The sequence below is a fragment of the Antricoccus suffuscus genome (assembly GCF_003003235.1).
In the GTDB taxonomy this organism is placed as follows: Bacteria; Actinomycetota; Actinomycetes; order Mycobacteriales; family Antricoccaceae; genus Antricoccus; species Antricoccus suffuscus.
Genome location: NZ_PVUE01000021.1, coordinates 62,213 through 78,311, shown reverse-complemented (window position 1 = coordinate 78,311; position 16,099 = coordinate 62,213). Strand labels below are relative to the sequence as shown.

The 16,099-nt window shown below is 60.6% G+C and carries 11 protein-coding genes; 9 read left to right on the top strand and 2 right to left on the bottom strand.

Going from position 1 to position 16,099, the window contains the following annotated elements; translation table 11 throughout:
- Positions 1-112 precede the first annotated feature (112 nt).
- The 9 genes from CLV47_RS18975 (at position 113) to CLV47_RS18935 (ending at position 13,692) form a co-directional block, all read left to right on the top strand.
- Positions 113-1,366: an ABC transporter substrate-binding protein gene (locus tag CLV47_RS18975; protein ID WP_106350686.1), complete on the top strand. Its 1,254-nt coding sequence runs from the start codon at positions 113-115 to the stop codon at positions 1,364-1,366.
- Positions 1,367-1,864: 498 nt separating this feature from the next.
- Entirely contained in the window at positions 1,865-3,124 is a 1,260-nt protein-coding gene (locus tag CLV47_RS18970; RefSeq protein ID WP_106350710.1) for an ABC transporter substrate-binding protein, read from the top strand.
- A gap of 304 nt (positions 3,125-3,428) precedes the next feature.
- Positions 3,429-4,691: an ABC transporter substrate-binding protein gene (locus tag CLV47_RS18965; RefSeq protein WP_106350685.1), complete on the top strand. Its 1,263-nt coding sequence runs from the start codon at positions 3,429-3,431 to the stop codon at positions 4,689-4,691.
- Between the two features lie 329 nt (positions 4,692-5,020).
- Positions 5,021-6,277 carry an ABC transporter substrate-binding protein gene (locus CLV47_RS18960; RefSeq protein WP_106350684.1) on the top strand — a complete coding sequence of 419 codons (1,257 nt, stop codon included), beginning with the start codon at positions 5,021-5,023 and terminating at the stop codon, positions 6,275-6,277.
- Positions 6,278-6,495: 218 nt separating this feature from the next.
- On the top strand, positions 6,496-7,761 hold the full coding sequence (locus CLV47_RS18955; protein WP_106350683.1) for an ABC transporter substrate-binding protein: 1,266 nt from the start codon (positions 6,496-6,498) through the stop codon (positions 7,759-7,761).
- A 284-nt stretch (positions 7,762-8,045) separates the two neighbouring features.
- Positions 8,046-9,311: an ABC transporter substrate-binding protein gene (locus CLV47_RS18950; protein ID WP_106350682.1), complete on the top strand. Its 1,266-nt coding sequence runs from the start codon at positions 8,046-8,048 to the stop codon at positions 9,309-9,311.
- Positions 9,312-9,512: 201 nt separating this feature from the next.
- Positions 9,513-10,769 carry an ABC transporter substrate-binding protein gene (locus CLV47_RS18945; RefSeq protein ID WP_106350681.1) on the top strand — a complete coding sequence of 419 codons (1,257 nt, stop codon included), beginning with the start codon at positions 9,513-9,515 and terminating at the stop codon, positions 10,767-10,769.
- A 163-nt stretch (positions 10,770-10,932) separates the two neighbouring features.
- Positions 10,933-12,192, top strand: coding sequence for an ABC transporter substrate-binding protein (locus CLV47_RS18940; protein ID WP_106350680.1), 1,260 nt, complete (start codon positions 10,933-10,935; stop codon positions 12,190-12,192).
- Between the two features lie 240 nt (positions 12,193-12,432).
- Entirely contained in the window at positions 12,433-13,692 is a 1,260-nt protein-coding gene (locus CLV47_RS18935) for an ABC transporter substrate-binding protein (protein WP_106350679.1), read from the top strand.
- A 24-nt stretch (positions 13,693-13,716) separates the two neighbouring features.
- Here the strand turns inward: CLV47_RS18935 and thpR are convergent, their stop codons facing one another.
- Both thpR and groL read right to left on the bottom strand, forming a co-directional pair.
- On the bottom strand, positions 13,717-14,235 hold the full coding sequence (gene thpR, locus CLV47_RS18930) for an RNA 2',3'-cyclic phosphodiesterase (protein WP_106350678.1): 519 nt from the start codon (positions 14,233-14,235) through the stop codon (positions 13,717-13,719).
- A gap of 158 nt (positions 14,236-14,393) precedes the next feature.
- The gene (groL, locus tag CLV47_RS18925; protein WP_106350677.1) at positions 14,394-16,022 is read right to left on the bottom strand and encodes a chaperonin GroEL; all 1,629 of its coding nucleotides are present in this window, start codon (positions 16,020-16,022) and stop codon (positions 14,394-14,396) included.
- Positions 16,023-16,099 lie beyond the last annotated feature (77 nt).

Genomic DNA, 16,099 nt, shown 5'->3' with positions numbered 1-16,099 from the left:
TCCAATTTCTATTCCGTCCGACCGATTCACATGTCAGGATCTCTGATAATCAGTTCCGTGCCGGGGGCGTTCGACGCGCGCCGGTTAACTCACAGAGGGGATCCCGGGACCTATGCACAAGATCAACCGTGCAGTTCTAGCAGGGCTCATCGCGCTCACGCTTCCGCTGGCCGCGTGCAGTACAAAAGGCGGGTCGTCGGGCGCGGCCAAGTCCGGCGCGGGCGGCGTCAAGACCGACTACGGCGTGACCGATAAAGACATCACCCTCGGCGTCATGACCGATGCCTCGGGCGTCTTCAAGATCACCGGCGTCAACCTCACCCAGGGCAACCAGCTGTGGGCCGACGACGTCAACGCAGCAGGAGGCATTTGCGGTCGGCAGATCAAACTCGACGTCCGGGACAACGGCTATCAGGCCGACAAGGCCGTCACGCTCTACGCCGCGATGAAGGACAACACAGCCGGAATGCTGCAGCTTCTAGGATCACCGATCCTCGCCGCGCTGAAGAGCACCATCACGAGTGACAACATGCTCTCCATTCCAGCCTCGTGGGCGTCGTCCAACCTCGACAGCCCAGCGGTGCTGATGGTGGGCGCGACGTATGACATCGAGATCATCAACGGCCTTTCGTACCTGCTCAAACAAGGTTTGATCAAGGAAGGCGACAAGATCGGTCATATCTATATCGACTCCGAGTATGGCCAGGGCGGACTTGTCGGCTCTCAGGCATTCGCGAAGGAGCACAACATGACCGACATTCCCCTGAAGGTCACCGGCACCGACAACGACATGACGGCGGCGGTCACCAGCCTCAAGAGCCAGGGAGTATCGGCGATTGTGACCACCACCGGACCGGCACAGCTCGGCTCGGTAGCGACTCAGATGGCCGCGCAAGGGATCGGCAACCTTCCATTGCTGGGCAACAACCCGACCTGGGCCTCGAATCTCCTGGATACGCCCGCGAAAGACGCGCTCGGCAACTATTACCGCGTTACGTCGATTGTGCCTTACTCCTCTGAGGTGCCGCTCGCGCAGAAGATCGCCAAAGAATACGAGGCGAAATACACCGACCCACCGAACGACGCCATCGACTTCGGCTACGCTTCGTCGTTGGCCTACCAGGCAGTGCTCGAAAAGGCCTGCAAGAACAAAGACCTGACGCGCGCCGGCATTGTCAAGGCGGCGTCCCAGGTCAAGGTCGACACGGAAGGAATGACCGCCCCGCTCGATTTCTCGAAGCCCGGTCAACCCTCGACTCGATCGACTGTTGTCGAGCAGGCGGATGCATCCCAGAAGGGCGGCCTGAAGATCGTCCAGCAACTCACCGAGTCCAAAGAGGCCAAGGACTACAAGATCGGCGGATAACCCATCCCACCCGGGACCGGCAGATAAGAACCGACATGCCGAGGCCGGTACCGTGAGGGACCGCACCAAACGAGCCGCTCGCTTCCACCTTTCGGGAGCGAGCGGTTTCGTATTCGCTCTCTCATCGTCACATTTACCAAAAGGTTACAAAATTGGTCAGTTGACCAATATTCTATTTACCATGGTCCTCGGCTCGGCAGGCGCGAATGTTCGAGGAGTTCAGCAGCGGGCGCGCTCGTAGCCCTTCTCAAGAATATAAGCAAAAGCGAGCACTCCGGGTCGAACAACAATTTAGCCGACCTAAGTGAATGCCCGCACTGAAGTGTTCGAGATATGACAGCTACCCGCTTAGCGCCGATTTAACAACCGTAACGATTCGGATTTCCAGCACTAATCGCCTTTCGACGACGATCGAGTAGTGCAACCTTTGACCTCTACCCCGTTACTGCTGAGGCACCGAGATCCGCGCGCCTCACAATGAGAAAGCTGGACAGCTTCATGCGCAAACTCAATTTTGCAATCATCGGCGGCGCACTCGCACTCACGCTCACGATGTCCGCTTGTAGCACCAAAGGCGGCTCATCCGGCGAAGCGAAGACTGGATCGGGTGGCGTCAAGACCGACTTCGGCATCACCAACAAAGACATCACTCTCGGCGTCATGACTGATACGTCGGGCGTGTTCAAGCTTTTGGGTATCGGCATCACCGACGGAAACCAGATCTGGGCCGACGAGGTGAACGCTGCCGGTGGCATCTGTGGACGTCAAGTCAAACTTGAGGTCCGCGATAACGGCTACAAGGCCGACAAGGCCGTCACCCTTTACGCCGGCATGAAAGACGACATAGCAGGAATGGTCCAGCTGCTCGGCTCGCCTATTCTCGCCGCGTTGAAGAGTTCCATCACGAGCGACAACATGCTGTCCATCCCCTCGTCCTGGGCCTCAACCAACCTCGATAGTCCCGCGGTCATGATGGTCGGCGCGACGTACGACGTCGAGATCATCAATGGCATGTCCTATCTGCAGAAGCAGGGCAAGATCAAAGACGGCGAGAAGATCGGCCATATCTACATCGACTCCGAATACGGCAAGGGCGGCCTATTGGGCTCGCAGGCCTACGCGAAGGACCACAATATGACGGTCGTTCCGGTCGCGGTAGCCGGCACGGATTCGGATATGTCCTCGGCCGTCACCAGCCTTAAAAGCCAGGGCGTGAGCGCCATCGTGCTGACCACGACGCCCGCGCAGATGAGCTCGGTCGCTACCCAGATGGCTGCCCAGGGAATGGCAGACATGCCGATCCTCGGCAGCAATCCGACCTTCGACCCGGTTCTGCTCAACACGCCCGCGAAAGACGCGCTCGCGCACTTCTACCGCGTCAGCTCAATTGCGCCGTTCTCGTCGGACAAGCCGGCCGCGCAGAAGGTCGCCAAGGCGTACGAGGCCAAATACACCGATGCGCCGAACGACGGCGTTGACTTCGGCTACGCGTCGGGTCTTGCCTACCAGACAGTGCTGGAGAAGGCGTGCAAGGACAAAGACATGACCCGCAAGGGTCTCGTAGAGGCATCAGCGAAGGTCAAGATCGACACCCAAGATCTGACGGCGCCACTCGATTTCTCCAAGCCCGGTCAACCGTCCACTCGATCGACCTATATCGAGCAGGTGGATCCGGCGGCCAAGGGCGGGCTGAAGATTGTCGACGAGCTAAACGAGTCGAAGGAAGCGAAGAATTATAAGGCCCCGCTGCAGAAGTAGCGAGACCTCGGCGAACCAACTCGCCACGAGCACAAGAAAGATTCGCCCCGGCAAAGCCGAGGGCGAATCTTTCTTTATGTCCACCTAATGGCGTCGCCGATTATTGTCACGCCGAATCAATTCCATACCCAAATTTTACAATAATGAGAGCAGCCGCGAATTTTGATTGCCGGAAGGTCACGATTCGGCAGAGTTGCTCGAAGTCACTTCCGCATAGCCCAATGCGGTGTCAAGATTCACGTTATTGCTTGCAGCTTGGGGAGCCGCAATTGCAGCCCCATTACTTGAACAGGGTGGACGTTTAATGCGTAAAAAGAGTCGCGCCATCATTATTGGCGTCGTAGCACTCACAATGTCGCTCGCGGCTTGTAGCACTAAAGCCGCGAGTAGCGGGTCTTCGAGCAGCGGAGGGGTCAAGACCGACAATGGCGTCACCGACAAGACGATCACGCTCGGGGTGCAGACTGACGAGTCTGCAGTTTTCAAGGAGATCGGGCTCGGCCTGACTCGCGGCAACCAGATGTGGGCCGACGACGTCAATGCCTCCGGAGGCATCTGCGGACGCCAGATCAAGATCGACGTCCGCGACAACGGTTATGACGCCGCCAAGGCCGTCACCCTCTATGCCGCGATGAAGGACAACGTCGCGGCCATGATTCAGCTTCTCGGCTCGCCAATCATGGCGGCGCTCAAGAGCCAGCTCGCCAGCGACAACATGCTGGCAATTCCAGCCTCGCAGGCAGCGACCAACCTCGACCTCCCGACCGCCATGATGGTCGGCACCACCTACGACGTCGAAATGATCAACGGACTGTCCTACTTGAAGAAGATCGGCAAGATCAAGGACGGCGACAAACTCGGCCACATCTACATCGAGGGCGAGTATGGACAGAGCGGCCTCAACGGATCAGAGGCCTACGCTAAGAAGAACAACATGACCGTGATCGGAATCAAGGTCGGACCCACAGACGCCGATATGTCCGCGGCCGTCACCAAACTCAAGAGCGAAGGCGTCAACGCCGTACTGCTGACCACCACCGGAGCTCAGCTCGGCTCGACCGCAACTCAGATGGCCGCCCAAGGGATGGGAGCCCTGCCCATCATGGGTAATAACCCGACCTACGCCACGACGCTAGTCAAGTCGCCGGCCATGAGCGCGCTAGGCAATTACTACCGGTCTATCAGCATCCTGCCGTATGGCGCCGACAACCCAGAGGCGCAGAAACTCGTCAAGGAGTTCGACAAGAAATACCCCGGCCAGGAGCCGAACGATGACATCAACGCCGGCTACACCTACGGCCTCACCATGCAGACGGTGCTTGAGAAAGCGTGCAAGGACAAAGACCTGACACGCGCCGGCATCGTGAAGGCGTCGAAGGGTGTCAAAGTCGACACCAAGGGCCTGGCCGGCAGTGAGCCATTGGACTTCTCGCATCCGGGTAAGGCGTCCACCATCTCAGACGTGATCGAGCAGATCGACCCCAGTGTCGTCGGCTACCTCAAGGTGATCCAGCCATTTGCCTCCTCGGATGAGGCCAAGGTCTACAAGAGCCCACTGAATAAGTAACGAGAATCTAACGAGACAAGGCAGCACTAGGAGACAAGGCAGCACTAGGAGACAAGGCAGCACAAGCAGTCAGCACAAGAGCGGCCCCGGTTGCAGCGGCAATCGGGGCCGCTCTTGTGCTTGCGCCATTCCACCCAAACTCCATTTACAAACATGGTTTTAACATTGTTTGTATTCGCACCCAGATTTCGATTGCCAGTTGGTCACGATTCAGACGAATCATCGGAAGGTTGCTTTCGTGGTGCCTATCTGGATGCCAAGATTCACGTTGTTGCTTGCAGCTGGGGGGCGCAGTCGCACCCTCCTACCTCGAACAGAGCGGACGTTGAATGCATAAAAAGAATCGCGCCATCATTATCGGCATGTTAGCGCTGTCTATGTCGCTTGCGGCATGCAGCACCAAGGCCGCCAGCAGCGGATCCACGAGCAGCGGGGGTGTCAAAACCGATAACGGCGTCACCGACAAGACGATCACGCTCGGGGTGCAAACCGACGAGTCCGGCGTCTTCAAGGAGATCGGTCTGGGCCTGACCCACGGCAACCAGATGTGGGCCGACGACGTCAACGCCTCCGGAGGCATCTGCGGTCGCCAGGTCAAGATCGACGTCCGCGACAACGGCTACGCCTCAGATAAGGCCGTGACGCTTTATGCGGCCCAGAAGGACAATGTCGCGGCGATGATCCAGCTCCTCGGCTCGCCCGTCATCGCGGCTCTGAAGGGCCAGCTGGAGAGCGACAACATGCTCGCGATTCCGGCCTCTCAGGCCGCGACCAACCTCGACCTCCCAACCATCATGATGGTCGGACCGTCGTACGACGTCGAGATGATCAACGGCATGGCGTACGTCCAGAAGGAAGGCAAGATCAAGGACGGCGACAAGCTGGGCATGATCTACATTGAGGGCGAATACGGCGCGAGCGGTCTCAACGGCGCGCAGTACTACGCCAAGAAGCACAACCAGACAATCGTGCCGATCAAGGTAGGCCCCACGGATGCCGACATGTCCTCGGCCGTCACGAAGCTCAAGAGCGAAGGCGTCCAGGCGGTCCTGCTGACTACGACCGGCGCGCAGCTCGGCTCAACGGCGACCCAGATGGCCGCCCAAGGGATGGGAGCCCTGCCCATCGTTGGCAACAACCCGACCTACGCCACTACCCTGGTCAAGTCGCCGGCCATGGCGGCGCTCGGTAACTACTACCGGTCGGTCGGCGCGCTGCCCTACAACGCCGACAGCCCCGAGGCGCAAAAACTTGTCAAGGAGTTCGACAAGAAGTACCCGGGCGAGACTCCCAACGATGACATCAACATCGGCTACGTCTTCGGCATGGTGATGCAGACCGTGCTCCAGAAGGCCTGCGACAACAAGGACCTCACCCGAGCCGGAATCGTCAAGGCCTCGAAGGGCGTCAAGGTCGACACCAAGGGCCTGGCCGGCACTCTTGACTACACCCATCCGGGCAAACTTGCCTCGAGCGAAACCGTGATCGAGCAGATCGACCCGAGCCTGCTGGGATACCTCAAGGTCGTCGCCCCGTTCACGTCGTACCCGGACGCCAAGGACTACAAGAGCCCGCTCAACAAATAGTCCGCGCCTGCACCATCAAACAAAGGCCCCTTCTTTTCCATGCAACGGAAAGGAGGGGCCTTTGCGTGCGCTCGCGCACCATTGTTTGGGCTACGTAACGATTCGGCCATATTGGCCGTGCGCCGTTGCCAGGACCACCGTCAATCGCCAGACTCTGAATTCGTGTGCATTTGCGTCCCGCGGTGCACATTGAACTTAGGCTCTCTGAGAGGTAATGGATGTCGAAGCGAAACCGCGTGTTTCTGACCGGCCTGCTGGCAACGGCCGTCGTACTGTCCGGATGTAGCACCAAAGGAGGAGGCTCGGGCGAGGCGAAGACCGGTTCCGATGGTGTCAAGACCGACATCGGCGTCACCGATAAGACGATCTCGCTGGGAGTCATGACCGACCTGTCCGGTCCATTCAAGGTCAACAGCCTGCCGGTCACCTACGGCAACCAGATGTGGGCCGACGACGTCAACGCCGCGGGCGGGATCTGTGGACGCAATATCAAGGTCGAGGTTCGCGACACCGCCCAGCAGGCCGACAAGGCCGTCGCACTGTATCCCGAGCTCGAGCCCAAGGTACTGGGCATCATGCAGCTGACCGGCTCGCCGATTCTCGCCGCTCTGAAGTCCAACATTAAGTCGGACAACATGCTCACCCTGCCGACCTCGTGGGCATCGACCAACCTCGACGCGCCGCAGGTGTTCATGATCGGCTCGACGTACGACATCGACATGATGAACGGCCTCAACTTCCTCAAGGACCAGGGCAAGATCCAAGACGGCGACAAGATCGGCCACATCTACGTCGACTCGGAATTCGGCAAGGGCGGCCTCCTTGGCTCGGAATACTGGGGCAAACAGCACGGCTCAGAGATCGTGGGCGTGAAGGTGACGGCCGAAGACAAGGACATGTCCTCGGCAGTCACCCAGCTCAAAAGCCAGGGCGTCAAGGCGATCCTCATGTCACTGTCCCCAAGTCCGGCCGCCTCAGTCGCCACCCAAGCCCAGGCACAGGGGCTCCAAGTACCGCTGATGTTCTCGAGCGTGTCCTTCGACCCGACTCTTCTCGACACTCCGGCGAAGGACGCGCTGCTGAACGGCAACACCTTCCGCGTGTCCAGCATCCTGCCAGCTTCTGCCGACAACCCAACGGTCCAAAAGATCATGCAGGAGTACGACGCCACCGGCCACAAGGAAATCAAGAGCGACTCGATCGTCACCGGCTACATGCATGGGTTGGCATGGCAGGGCGTGCTTGAGCAGGCGTGCAAGGACAAAGATCTGACCCGCGCAGGCATCATGGCCGCGAAGAAGAAGTCGAAGGTGAACACCCAAGGCCTCAGCGGCAAGCTTGACTTCAGCCAGGAAGGCTCGCCGTCCAGCCGCGAGACCCTTGTCGAGGCGCCCAGCTTCGACACGGTCGGCCGGCTGACCGTCGTTCAGCCGTTCAAGGAGTCCGAGGACGCCAAGAAATACAAGGCACCTCACCAGAAGTAGCACGTCACTACATTTTCAGTACGCCGCGGCCGCGCCCTCTTGGGCGCGGCCGTCGCGCTTTGCACGGTCAAGATCTACAAGAACATAACGTTTAAGCCACTTGGCACACCTCGGAACGCCGATCAGTGAAGGATGAAGGCCAGCCGAGCTCACAGCAACTACACGCGCGTGAGTTTTCGGTCAGGGGCGGCGCCTGGTTGCGGGCGGGCCAATACGGGGCAATCAACGTGGTCGCTCCATCCTTGATGACAGCCGCGCGCTGCGCGGCGGACCGAAAGTGAGCTATGACCAACAAATCCACACGCTGGGCCGTCAGCATCTCCATGGCATTGGCGCTCGCAGTCACCGGCTGCAGCACCAAGGGCGGGAGCAGCAACGAGACCAAGACCGACGATTCTGGTGTCAAGACGGGGGTAGGCGTCACCGACGACACAATTAGCATCGGCGTACTCACCGACCAGACCGGCGTCTTCAAGACCGTCGCCACCGGCTTCGCCCGGGGTAACGAAGTCTGGGCCGACGAGGTCAACGCCGCCGGCGGCATCTGCGGGCGAGACATCAAACTGGAGGTGCGTGACACCGGGTACGCCGCGGACAAGGCCGTCGCGCTCTATCCCGAGGTCAAGGACAAGGTCCTGGGCGTCATGCAGTTGGTCGGATCCCCAATCCTGGCAGCACTCAAGTCGCAGATCACCAGCGACAAGATTGTCACCATCCCGATGTCATGGGCATCGACCAACCTCGACAGCGAGGCGGTCATGATGCTCGGTGCGACGTACGACGTCGAGATGATCAACGGCCTGGGCTACCTCAAGGACGAGGGCATCATCGCCAAGGGCGACAAGATCGGCCACATCTACATCGACTCAGAGTATGGCCAGGGTGGCTTGCTCGGCTCGAAACACTTCACGAAGCAAAACGACATGGAACTGGTCGACGTCAAGGTCACCGCTTCCGACGCGGACATGACTGCCGCTGTTACGCAACTCAAGTCCGCAGGGGTGAAGGCAATCGCGATCACGCTCGCGCCTGCCGCCGCCTCGTCGGTTCTGACGCAGGATGCTGCGCAAGGTCTCAACGTGCCGGTTATCGGTAACAATCCGGCGTTCGACGTCACGCTCTTGAGCACTCCGGCAAAGAGCGCCTTCGAAGAGCTGTTCTACCGTGTCACCGGGGTCGTCCCGTGGAATGCGGACGGCAACGAGACGGCGCAGAAGATCGCGACCGAATATGAGGCGAAGTACCAGGAAGGTCAGAGCGACAACGTCAACATGGGCTACCTGTCCGGCGTCGCGTACCAGGCTCTCCTGGAGAAGGCCTGCGACAACAAGGACCTCACTCGCGACGGCATGATCAAGGCGTTGAGCGAGACCAAGGTGGACTCGAAGGGCGTCGGCGCGGACATGGACTTCTCCAAGCCGGGTCAACCTTCCGCGCGTGAGTCGATCATCGTTCGGCCGGACTCGTCGGTCGTCGGCGGGCTCGTCGTCGTGCAGGAGTCCAAGGCATCGGACGAAGCCAAGAGCTACAAGACTCCGCTTCAGAAGTAGCACACCGCAGAAGATCGCCTGTCCCGCCTCGTGCGGGGCAGGCGATTTTTTATCGTCCGCCACGCGCGCAATGCGCACAACTTTTGAACATCTGCTGGCACTTAACAACGAACAGATAACAGCAGCCGAAAGTCATCACTCCCGCTCCTCAGTGTGGTGTACATCTCTACAGGATCTATTCACTCAAGCGGGGAGCACTCCATGCGTAAGTCCACCTCCATCATTGCCGCGAGCTTGGTAGCTCTCGGCCTCGTCGCCAGCGGATGCTCGACGAAAGGCGGAAAATCGCAGCAACAGTCAACCGACGATTCGGGAGTGAAGACCGACTACGGCGTCACCGACAGCAAGATCACGCTCGGCGCGATGACCGACAACAGCGGCGTGTTCAAGGTCATCGGCCTCGACATCACCCACGGCAACCAGCTGTGGGCCGACGAAGTCAACGCCGCCGGCGGCATCTGCGGTCGGGATATCGAAATCCTCACGCGCGATCATGGCTATGCCGCGGACAAAGCCGTCACGCAGTACGCCGAGATCAAGGACAAGGTCGCCGGAATGGTGCAGATGCTCGGGTCACCTGTCGTCTCTGCGCTGAAGCCCCAAGTCGTCAGCGACAATATCCTCACTGTGCCGGCGTCCTACACCTCGCACATCCTCGACTCACCACAGGTGCTGATGGTCGGCGCGACGTACGACCTCGAAATGATCAACGGACTCGCCTGGCTGCAAGGACAAGGCATGATCAAGGACGGCGACAAGATCGGCCACATCTTCGTCGACAGCGAGTACGGCGCATCCGGGCGGGAAGGATCCGCGTTCTACGCGAAGCAGCACAACCTGAACGTCGTCGAGATCAAGGTGACCGCGAGCGACGTGGACATGGCCGCATCGGTGACCAAACTCAAGGGCGAGGGCGTCTCGGCCATCGCCATGACCACCACCCCGAAGGCCATGGCATCGATCTCGTTGCAGAACGTCGCCCAAGGTCTCAATGTCCAGTTGATTGGCAACTCCCCCACATGGGACCCCACATTGCTTGGTACGCCGGCGAAGGAGTCGTTCGTCAACTACCATCGGGCGACCTCGTGGGCAAACTTTGGCGCTGATATCCCAGCCGTAGCTGACCTGAAGGCACTATATGAAGGCAAGTTCACCGAACCGGGTTCGAGCAGCGTGACGTCGGGCTACGCCGCAGGTCTGGCGTTCGGCGCGATCCTGAAGAAGGCCTGCGACGACAAGGATCTAACCCGCGATGGCATCGTCAAGGCAGCCAGCAACGTCAAGGTCGACACGAAGGGGCTGATGGGCAAGCTCGACTTCTCCAAGCCGGGTACGCCGGGTACCCGCGAGTCGTTCATCATGGGCGTCGACTTGAACTCGCCCGACGGCGACGTCATAGTCGCCGATCTCAAAGCCTCTAAAGACGCCCTCGCACAGAAACTCCCCTACGAGAAGTAGCCAGACTGCATGGACGCCGAGCGCGCCGTCGGCTCGCTCGGCGTCCAGGGCGGCCTAGACCTGACGCGCACTTAACAATTGTTCAGAACTAGTATGGAGCATTCCGCGGGCTGATTTTCAGCCAACGCGCTCTCTACTAAACTCTGGAAGGTTTTGTTTTTGCATGCGTAGAACCAATCGTGCCCTGGTCACCGGGGCGCTCGCACTCGCCGTCGTACTCGCCGGCTGCTCAACCAAAGGTGGCGCAGCCACCGAAGCCAAGACTGACTCCAACGGCGTGAAGTACGACGTAGGGGTCACGGACTCGAAGATCAGCGTCGGCGTACTCACCGACAACACCGCAAACTTCAAGAACACCGGCCTCGGCACGGTTCACGGCAACGAACTGTGGGCTGATGAGGTCAACGCGTCCGGCGGCATTTGTGGTCGGCAGATCAAACTCGAGGTCCGCGACTACGCCTACAAGACCGAGAAGGCGATCACGGCGTACGGCGAACTCAAAAGCAAGGTGCTTGGATACGTACAACTGCTTGGCTCGGGTGCGCTCGCCGCGCTGAAGCAAGACCTCGTCACCGACAAGATCATGGCCGTGCCCGCATCGTGGAATTCGCACTACCTCGCCGAGGAGACGATCCTGATGACCGGTACGCCGTACGACGTCGAGCTCATCAACGGCATGGCCTGGATGATGGAGCAGGGCATGATCAAGAAGGGCGACACCGTCGGGCATCTCTACACCGACGGGGAGTACGGCGGCAATGCCCTCGAAGGGTCGACTTGGTACGCCAAGAAGCACGGCATCGACCTCGTCGAAGCCAAGATCACCGCGGCCGACGTCGACATGGGCGCCTCGATCACCAGCCTGAAGTCCAAGAATGTCACGGCAATCTTGCTGACCACGGCACCGCAGGCAACCGCGTCGGCGCTCTCGCAGGCACAGGCGCAGGGCATGGACATTCCGTTCATGGGCAACTATCCGACCTTCGACCCGCTGGTGCTCAATACACCCGCGAAGTCGGCCTTCGACAAGTTCTACCGGGTCGCGTCGTTCACGCCGTACTCCGCGCAGACCCCCGAGGCACAGACCCTGCGTACCGCGTTCGAGGCTAAGTTCACCGACGTGCCAAACAGTGGCGTCGTTTCCGGATACGCCGCAGGCAAAGCATTCGGCGCCGTACTGACCGAGGCGTGCAAGGCGAAGGACCTCACCCGTCAGGGCATGCTCGAGGCTAAGTCTTCGGTGAAGAGCGTCAACACCAATGGCATGACCGCGACGCTCAGCTACGACAAGGCCGGTCAACCGTCCACGCGGGAAAACTACGTGCAGAAGGTCGACCCGACCAAGATCGACGGGGTCACCGTCGTCGAGCAACTGCACGCGTCCAAGGACGCCGAGGATTACGAGGTCCCGGCGCAGAAATAGCGACCCGATCTGCACGAGGATGCCGCCCCACCAACGGTGGGGCGGCATTCGTGCATTCGCGGCCGCATTTGACGGTAATCACACATGGCCAACCGCACATCCCTGGCGGCGCCCATGGCTTGCTATTGGTAGTCGGGTAGGCCAGGATCATCACCGAATATATAGAAAATAAACACCGGCGGCCACGTTTGCGCATCTTCGAACCTGCTGACCGTGCCGGGGAATTTAGAGGACAAAAGCATGGCATTGAAGCTAAATCGTGCGCTGGTAGCGGGATCGGCGATCCTCGCGTTGGTGGTGACCGGCTGCAGCACTAAGGGCGGCGGCGACAACGCGGCGAAGACCGATGACAAAGGCGTCAAGACCGACTTCGGCATCACTGACAAAGAGATCAGCCTCGGCGCGATTACGGACGCCAGCGGCGTACTCAAGGCCTACGGCCTGGCCGTCACGCATGGCAACCAGATGTGGGCAGACGACTTCAACGCGAGCGGCGGCGCCTGCGGGCGCACCGTAAAGATCGAGGTCCGCGATTCGGCATATAAGGCCGATAAGGCCGTTCCGCTCTACGCCGAGCTCAAGGACAAGGTCGCCGGTTATCTGCAGATCTTCGGTTCGGCCTCGCTCGCGGCACTGAAGGGCAGCTTCACCTCCGACAACGCGATCGTCACCTCGAGCACCACGGCGTCGGTCAACCTGGACAACCCCGAACTGCTGATGACCGGCACGTCGCACGACATCGACACCATCAACGGGCTCGCCTACCTACAGAAGGCCGGCATGCTCGCCGACGGAGACAAGGTCGGCATGGTGGCGATCGACTCCGAGTACGGCCTCAACGCAATCGCCGGCGCGGAGTACTACGCCAAGAAGCACGACCTCGAGCTCGACTCGGTCAAGCTCAGCGCGACCGAGAGCGACATGTCCTCGGCCGTCACCAAGATGAAGAGCTCGGGCGTCAAGGTCATCCTCGCTGCTGTGGCGCCCAAGGCGATGGGTTCGATCCTCACGCAAGCACAAGCACAGGGTCTGGACATCCCCATCATGGGCAACGGTCCGTCGTTCGAGCCGCAGTTGCTGGGTACGCCGGCCGCGTCGGCCATGGGCAACTACTACCGCTCCGTTGGCATGGCGCCGTACGGCGCGGAGGGTGCGCTGGCGCAGAAGATCGCGACCGAGTACCCGACGAAGTTCCAGGACGAGCCGAGCGACCAGGTCAACTTTGGCTACGTCGAAGGGCTTGTCTGGGGAGCGATCCTTAAGGAGGCGTGCGACAGCAAGGACATGACGCGCGACGGGCTGATCGCCGCCAGCAAGAAGATCGATGTCGACACGCAGGGTCTGACGCCGAAACTGGACTACTCCACCGAGGGTGTGCCGCCGTCCCGTGAGGGCTACATCGTCGTACCGGATGCTTCCATCCCGGGTGGCCTGAAGGCTCTCGAATCGCACTATATGTCCAAAGAGGCCAAGGACTACAAGGCGCCGCTGCAGAAGTAGCGTTCGTCAACGACAAAACGTCATTTACCTGCCCAAGGGCAACCGCTCGACGGGCTCGTAGCGCGGCCCTCGATCACCTGAACTACGCAGATAGGACCGCATCACCACAATCTCGGTGGCCTGCCACGACGGTCCGGCGTACGACGACAGTTCCAGGACGGCGCCGGTCAGCTCGGCCGGCTCGCGGCTGCGCGCCAGCGTCACATGTGGCTGCTGCTGGGGGCCGGCGAGGGCGGTGAACCCGTCCCGGTCGCCGGCGACATCGGCGTACAGCACCTTCGCCGACCAGTCATACGGAAACGTCCCGGCGCCCTGCAGGTTGAAGTCCAGCGGGCCGGACTGCGACGCGCGGCCGGCCCAGTGATCGATCTGCCGATCGGTCTCGTGCGGGCCGCACTCGCCGAGGAAGCGGACGGTTAGGTGATAGTTCTGCGGCGCCACCCAACGCAGGTCCGGTCGCGCGGTGCTGAGCACATCGAGATGCTCATGTAGGTGAGTGACGACGTCGTCGGGCAACAAGATAGCGACAAATAACCGGGCCATAGCACCGGAGGCTACCAACTGCCACCGACGTGCGCTGTCCCCCTAGCGCTGCCAGGGAGCAACCACAAAAGGCGGGCCCGACCATGTCGGACCCGCCTTTGCGGTAGAGCGTTGTGCGGACGAGGCTTAGAAGCCCACGTCTTTAGAAGCCCATGTCTCTAGAAGCCCATGTCTCCCATGCCGCCGTCGCCACCTGGCATCGCCGGGGCAGCCTTTTCGGGCTTGTCCGCGACTACCGCTTCGGTGGTGAGGAACAGCGCGGCGATCGAGGCAGCGTTCTGCAGTGCCGAACGCGTCACCTTGACCGGCTCCATGATGCCCGTAGCAACCATGTCGACGTACTCGCCGGTGGCCGCATTGAGGCCGTGGCCGACCTTGAGACCCTTGACCTTCTCGACGACAACTCCGCCTTCGAGGCCGGCGTTGACGGCGATCTGCTTCAGGGGGGCTTCCAGCGCAGTCTTGACGATCTGAGCACCTGTGGCCTCGTCACCTTCAAGGTTGAGCTTGTCGAAGGCCTTGAGCGAAGCGTTGATCAGCGCGACACCGCCACCGGCGATGATGCCCTCTTCAACGGCAGCCTTCGCGTTGCGGACTGCGTCCTCAATGCGGTGCTTGCGCTCCTTGAGCTCGACCTCCGTAGCGGCGCCGGCCTTGATGACAGCAACGCCGCCGGCGAGCTTCGCCAGGCGCTCCTGCAGCTTCTCGCGGTCGTAGTCCGAGTCAGAGTTCTCGATCTCGCCACGGATCTGGGCGACACGGCCATTGATCTGGTCGGTCTCGCCAGCACCCTCGACGACGGTGGTCTCGTCCTTGGTGATGACGACCTTGCGCGCCTTGCCGAGCAGTTCGAGTCCAGCAGACTCGAGCGACAACCCGACGGTCTCGCTGATGACCTGGCCACCGGTGAGGATCGCGATGTCCTGCAGCATGGCCTTGCGGCGGTCGCCGAAGCCCGGAGCCTTGACGGCGGCGGACTTGAACGTGCCGCGGATCTTGTTGACGACGAGGGTCGAGAGCGCTTCGCCTTCGACATCCTCGGCGATGATCGCCAGCGGCTTGCCCGACTGCATGACCTTCTCCAACAGCGGGAGAAGATCCTTGACGTTGGAGATCTTGCCTTCGACGATCAGGATGTACGGATCGTCGAGGACGGCTTCCATACGATCGGGATCGGTCACGAAGTAACCGGAGATGTAGCCCTTGTCGAAGCGCATACCCTCAGTGAGCTCAAGCTCGAGGCCGAAGGTGTTGCTCTCCTCGACGGTGATGACACCTTCCTTGCCGACCTTGTCCATTGCCTCGGCGATGAGCTCGCCAATGGCCGGGTCAGCGGCGGAGATGCCAGCGGTGGAGGCGATCTCTTCCTTGGTCTCGATGTCCTTGGCCTGCTTCTGCAGCTGCTCGGAAACCGAGGCAACAGCAGCCTCAATGCCCTTCTTCAAGGACATCGGGTTGGCGCCGGCCGCGACGTTGCGCAGGCCTTCCTTGACGAGCGCCTGAGCAAGAACGGTAGCGGTCGTCGTACCGTCGCCGGCGACGTCGTCAGTCTTCTTGGCAACTTCCTTGACGAGCTCGGCCCCGATCTTCTCCCACGGGTCCTCAAGCTCGATTTCCTTCGCGATGCTCACGCCATCGTTAGTGATGGTCGGGGCACCCCACTTCTTATCCAGTACGACGTTGCGGCCTTTAGGGCCCAGCGTCACTTTGACTGCGTCGGCAAGAGCATTCATGCCGCGCTCGAGACCACGACGGGCCTCTTCGTCAAACGCGATCATTTTCGCCATTGACTAATCCATCCTTATTTAAGGGGAACGTTTCATTGCCCAACCTCGGTGCCCGCGACGGACGACAGACGCAACGC

Excerpts from the sequence above, each read along its gene's own strand:
- CLV47_RS18945 (WP_106350681.1), top strand. The coding sequence starts at position 9,513 with ATGCGTAAGTCCACCTCCATCATTGCCGCGAGCTTGGTAGCTCTCGGC.
- CLV47_RS18975 (WP_106350686.1), top strand. The coding sequence starts at position 113 with ATGCACAAGATCAACCGTGCAGTTCTAGCAGGGCTCATCGCGCTCACG.
- thpR (WP_106350678.1), bottom strand. The coding sequence starts at position 14,235 with ATGGCCCGGTTATTTGTCGCTATCTTGTTGCCCGACGACGTCGTCACT.
- CLV47_RS18970 (WP_106350710.1), top strand. The coding sequence starts at position 1,865 with ATGCGCAAACTCAATTTTGCAATCATCGGCGGCGCACTCGCACTCACG.
- CLV47_RS18965 (WP_106350685.1), top strand. The coding sequence starts at position 3,429 with ATGCGTAAAAAGAGTCGCGCCATCATTATTGGCGTCGTAGCACTCACA.
- CLV47_RS18935 (WP_106350679.1), top strand. The coding sequence starts at position 12,433 with ATGGCATTGAAGCTAAATCGTGCGCTGGTAGCGGGATCGGCGATCCTC.
- CLV47_RS18960 (WP_106350684.1), top strand. The coding sequence starts at position 5,021 with ATGCATAAAAAGAATCGCGCCATCATTATCGGCATGTTAGCGCTGTCT.
- CLV47_RS18950 (WP_106350682.1), top strand. The coding sequence starts at position 8,046 with ATGACCAACAAATCCACACGCTGGGCCGTCAGCATCTCCATGGCATTG.
- CLV47_RS18955 (WP_106350683.1), top strand. The coding sequence starts at position 6,496 with ATGTCGAAGCGAAACCGCGTGTTTCTGACCGGCCTGCTGGCAACGGCC.
- groL (WP_106350677.1), bottom strand. The coding sequence starts at position 16,022 with ATGGCGAAAATGATCGCGTTTGACGAAGAGGCCCGTCGTGGTCTCGAG.
- CLV47_RS18940 (WP_106350680.1), top strand. The coding sequence starts at position 10,933 with ATGCGTAGAACCAATCGTGCCCTGGTCACCGGGGCGCTCGCACTCGCC.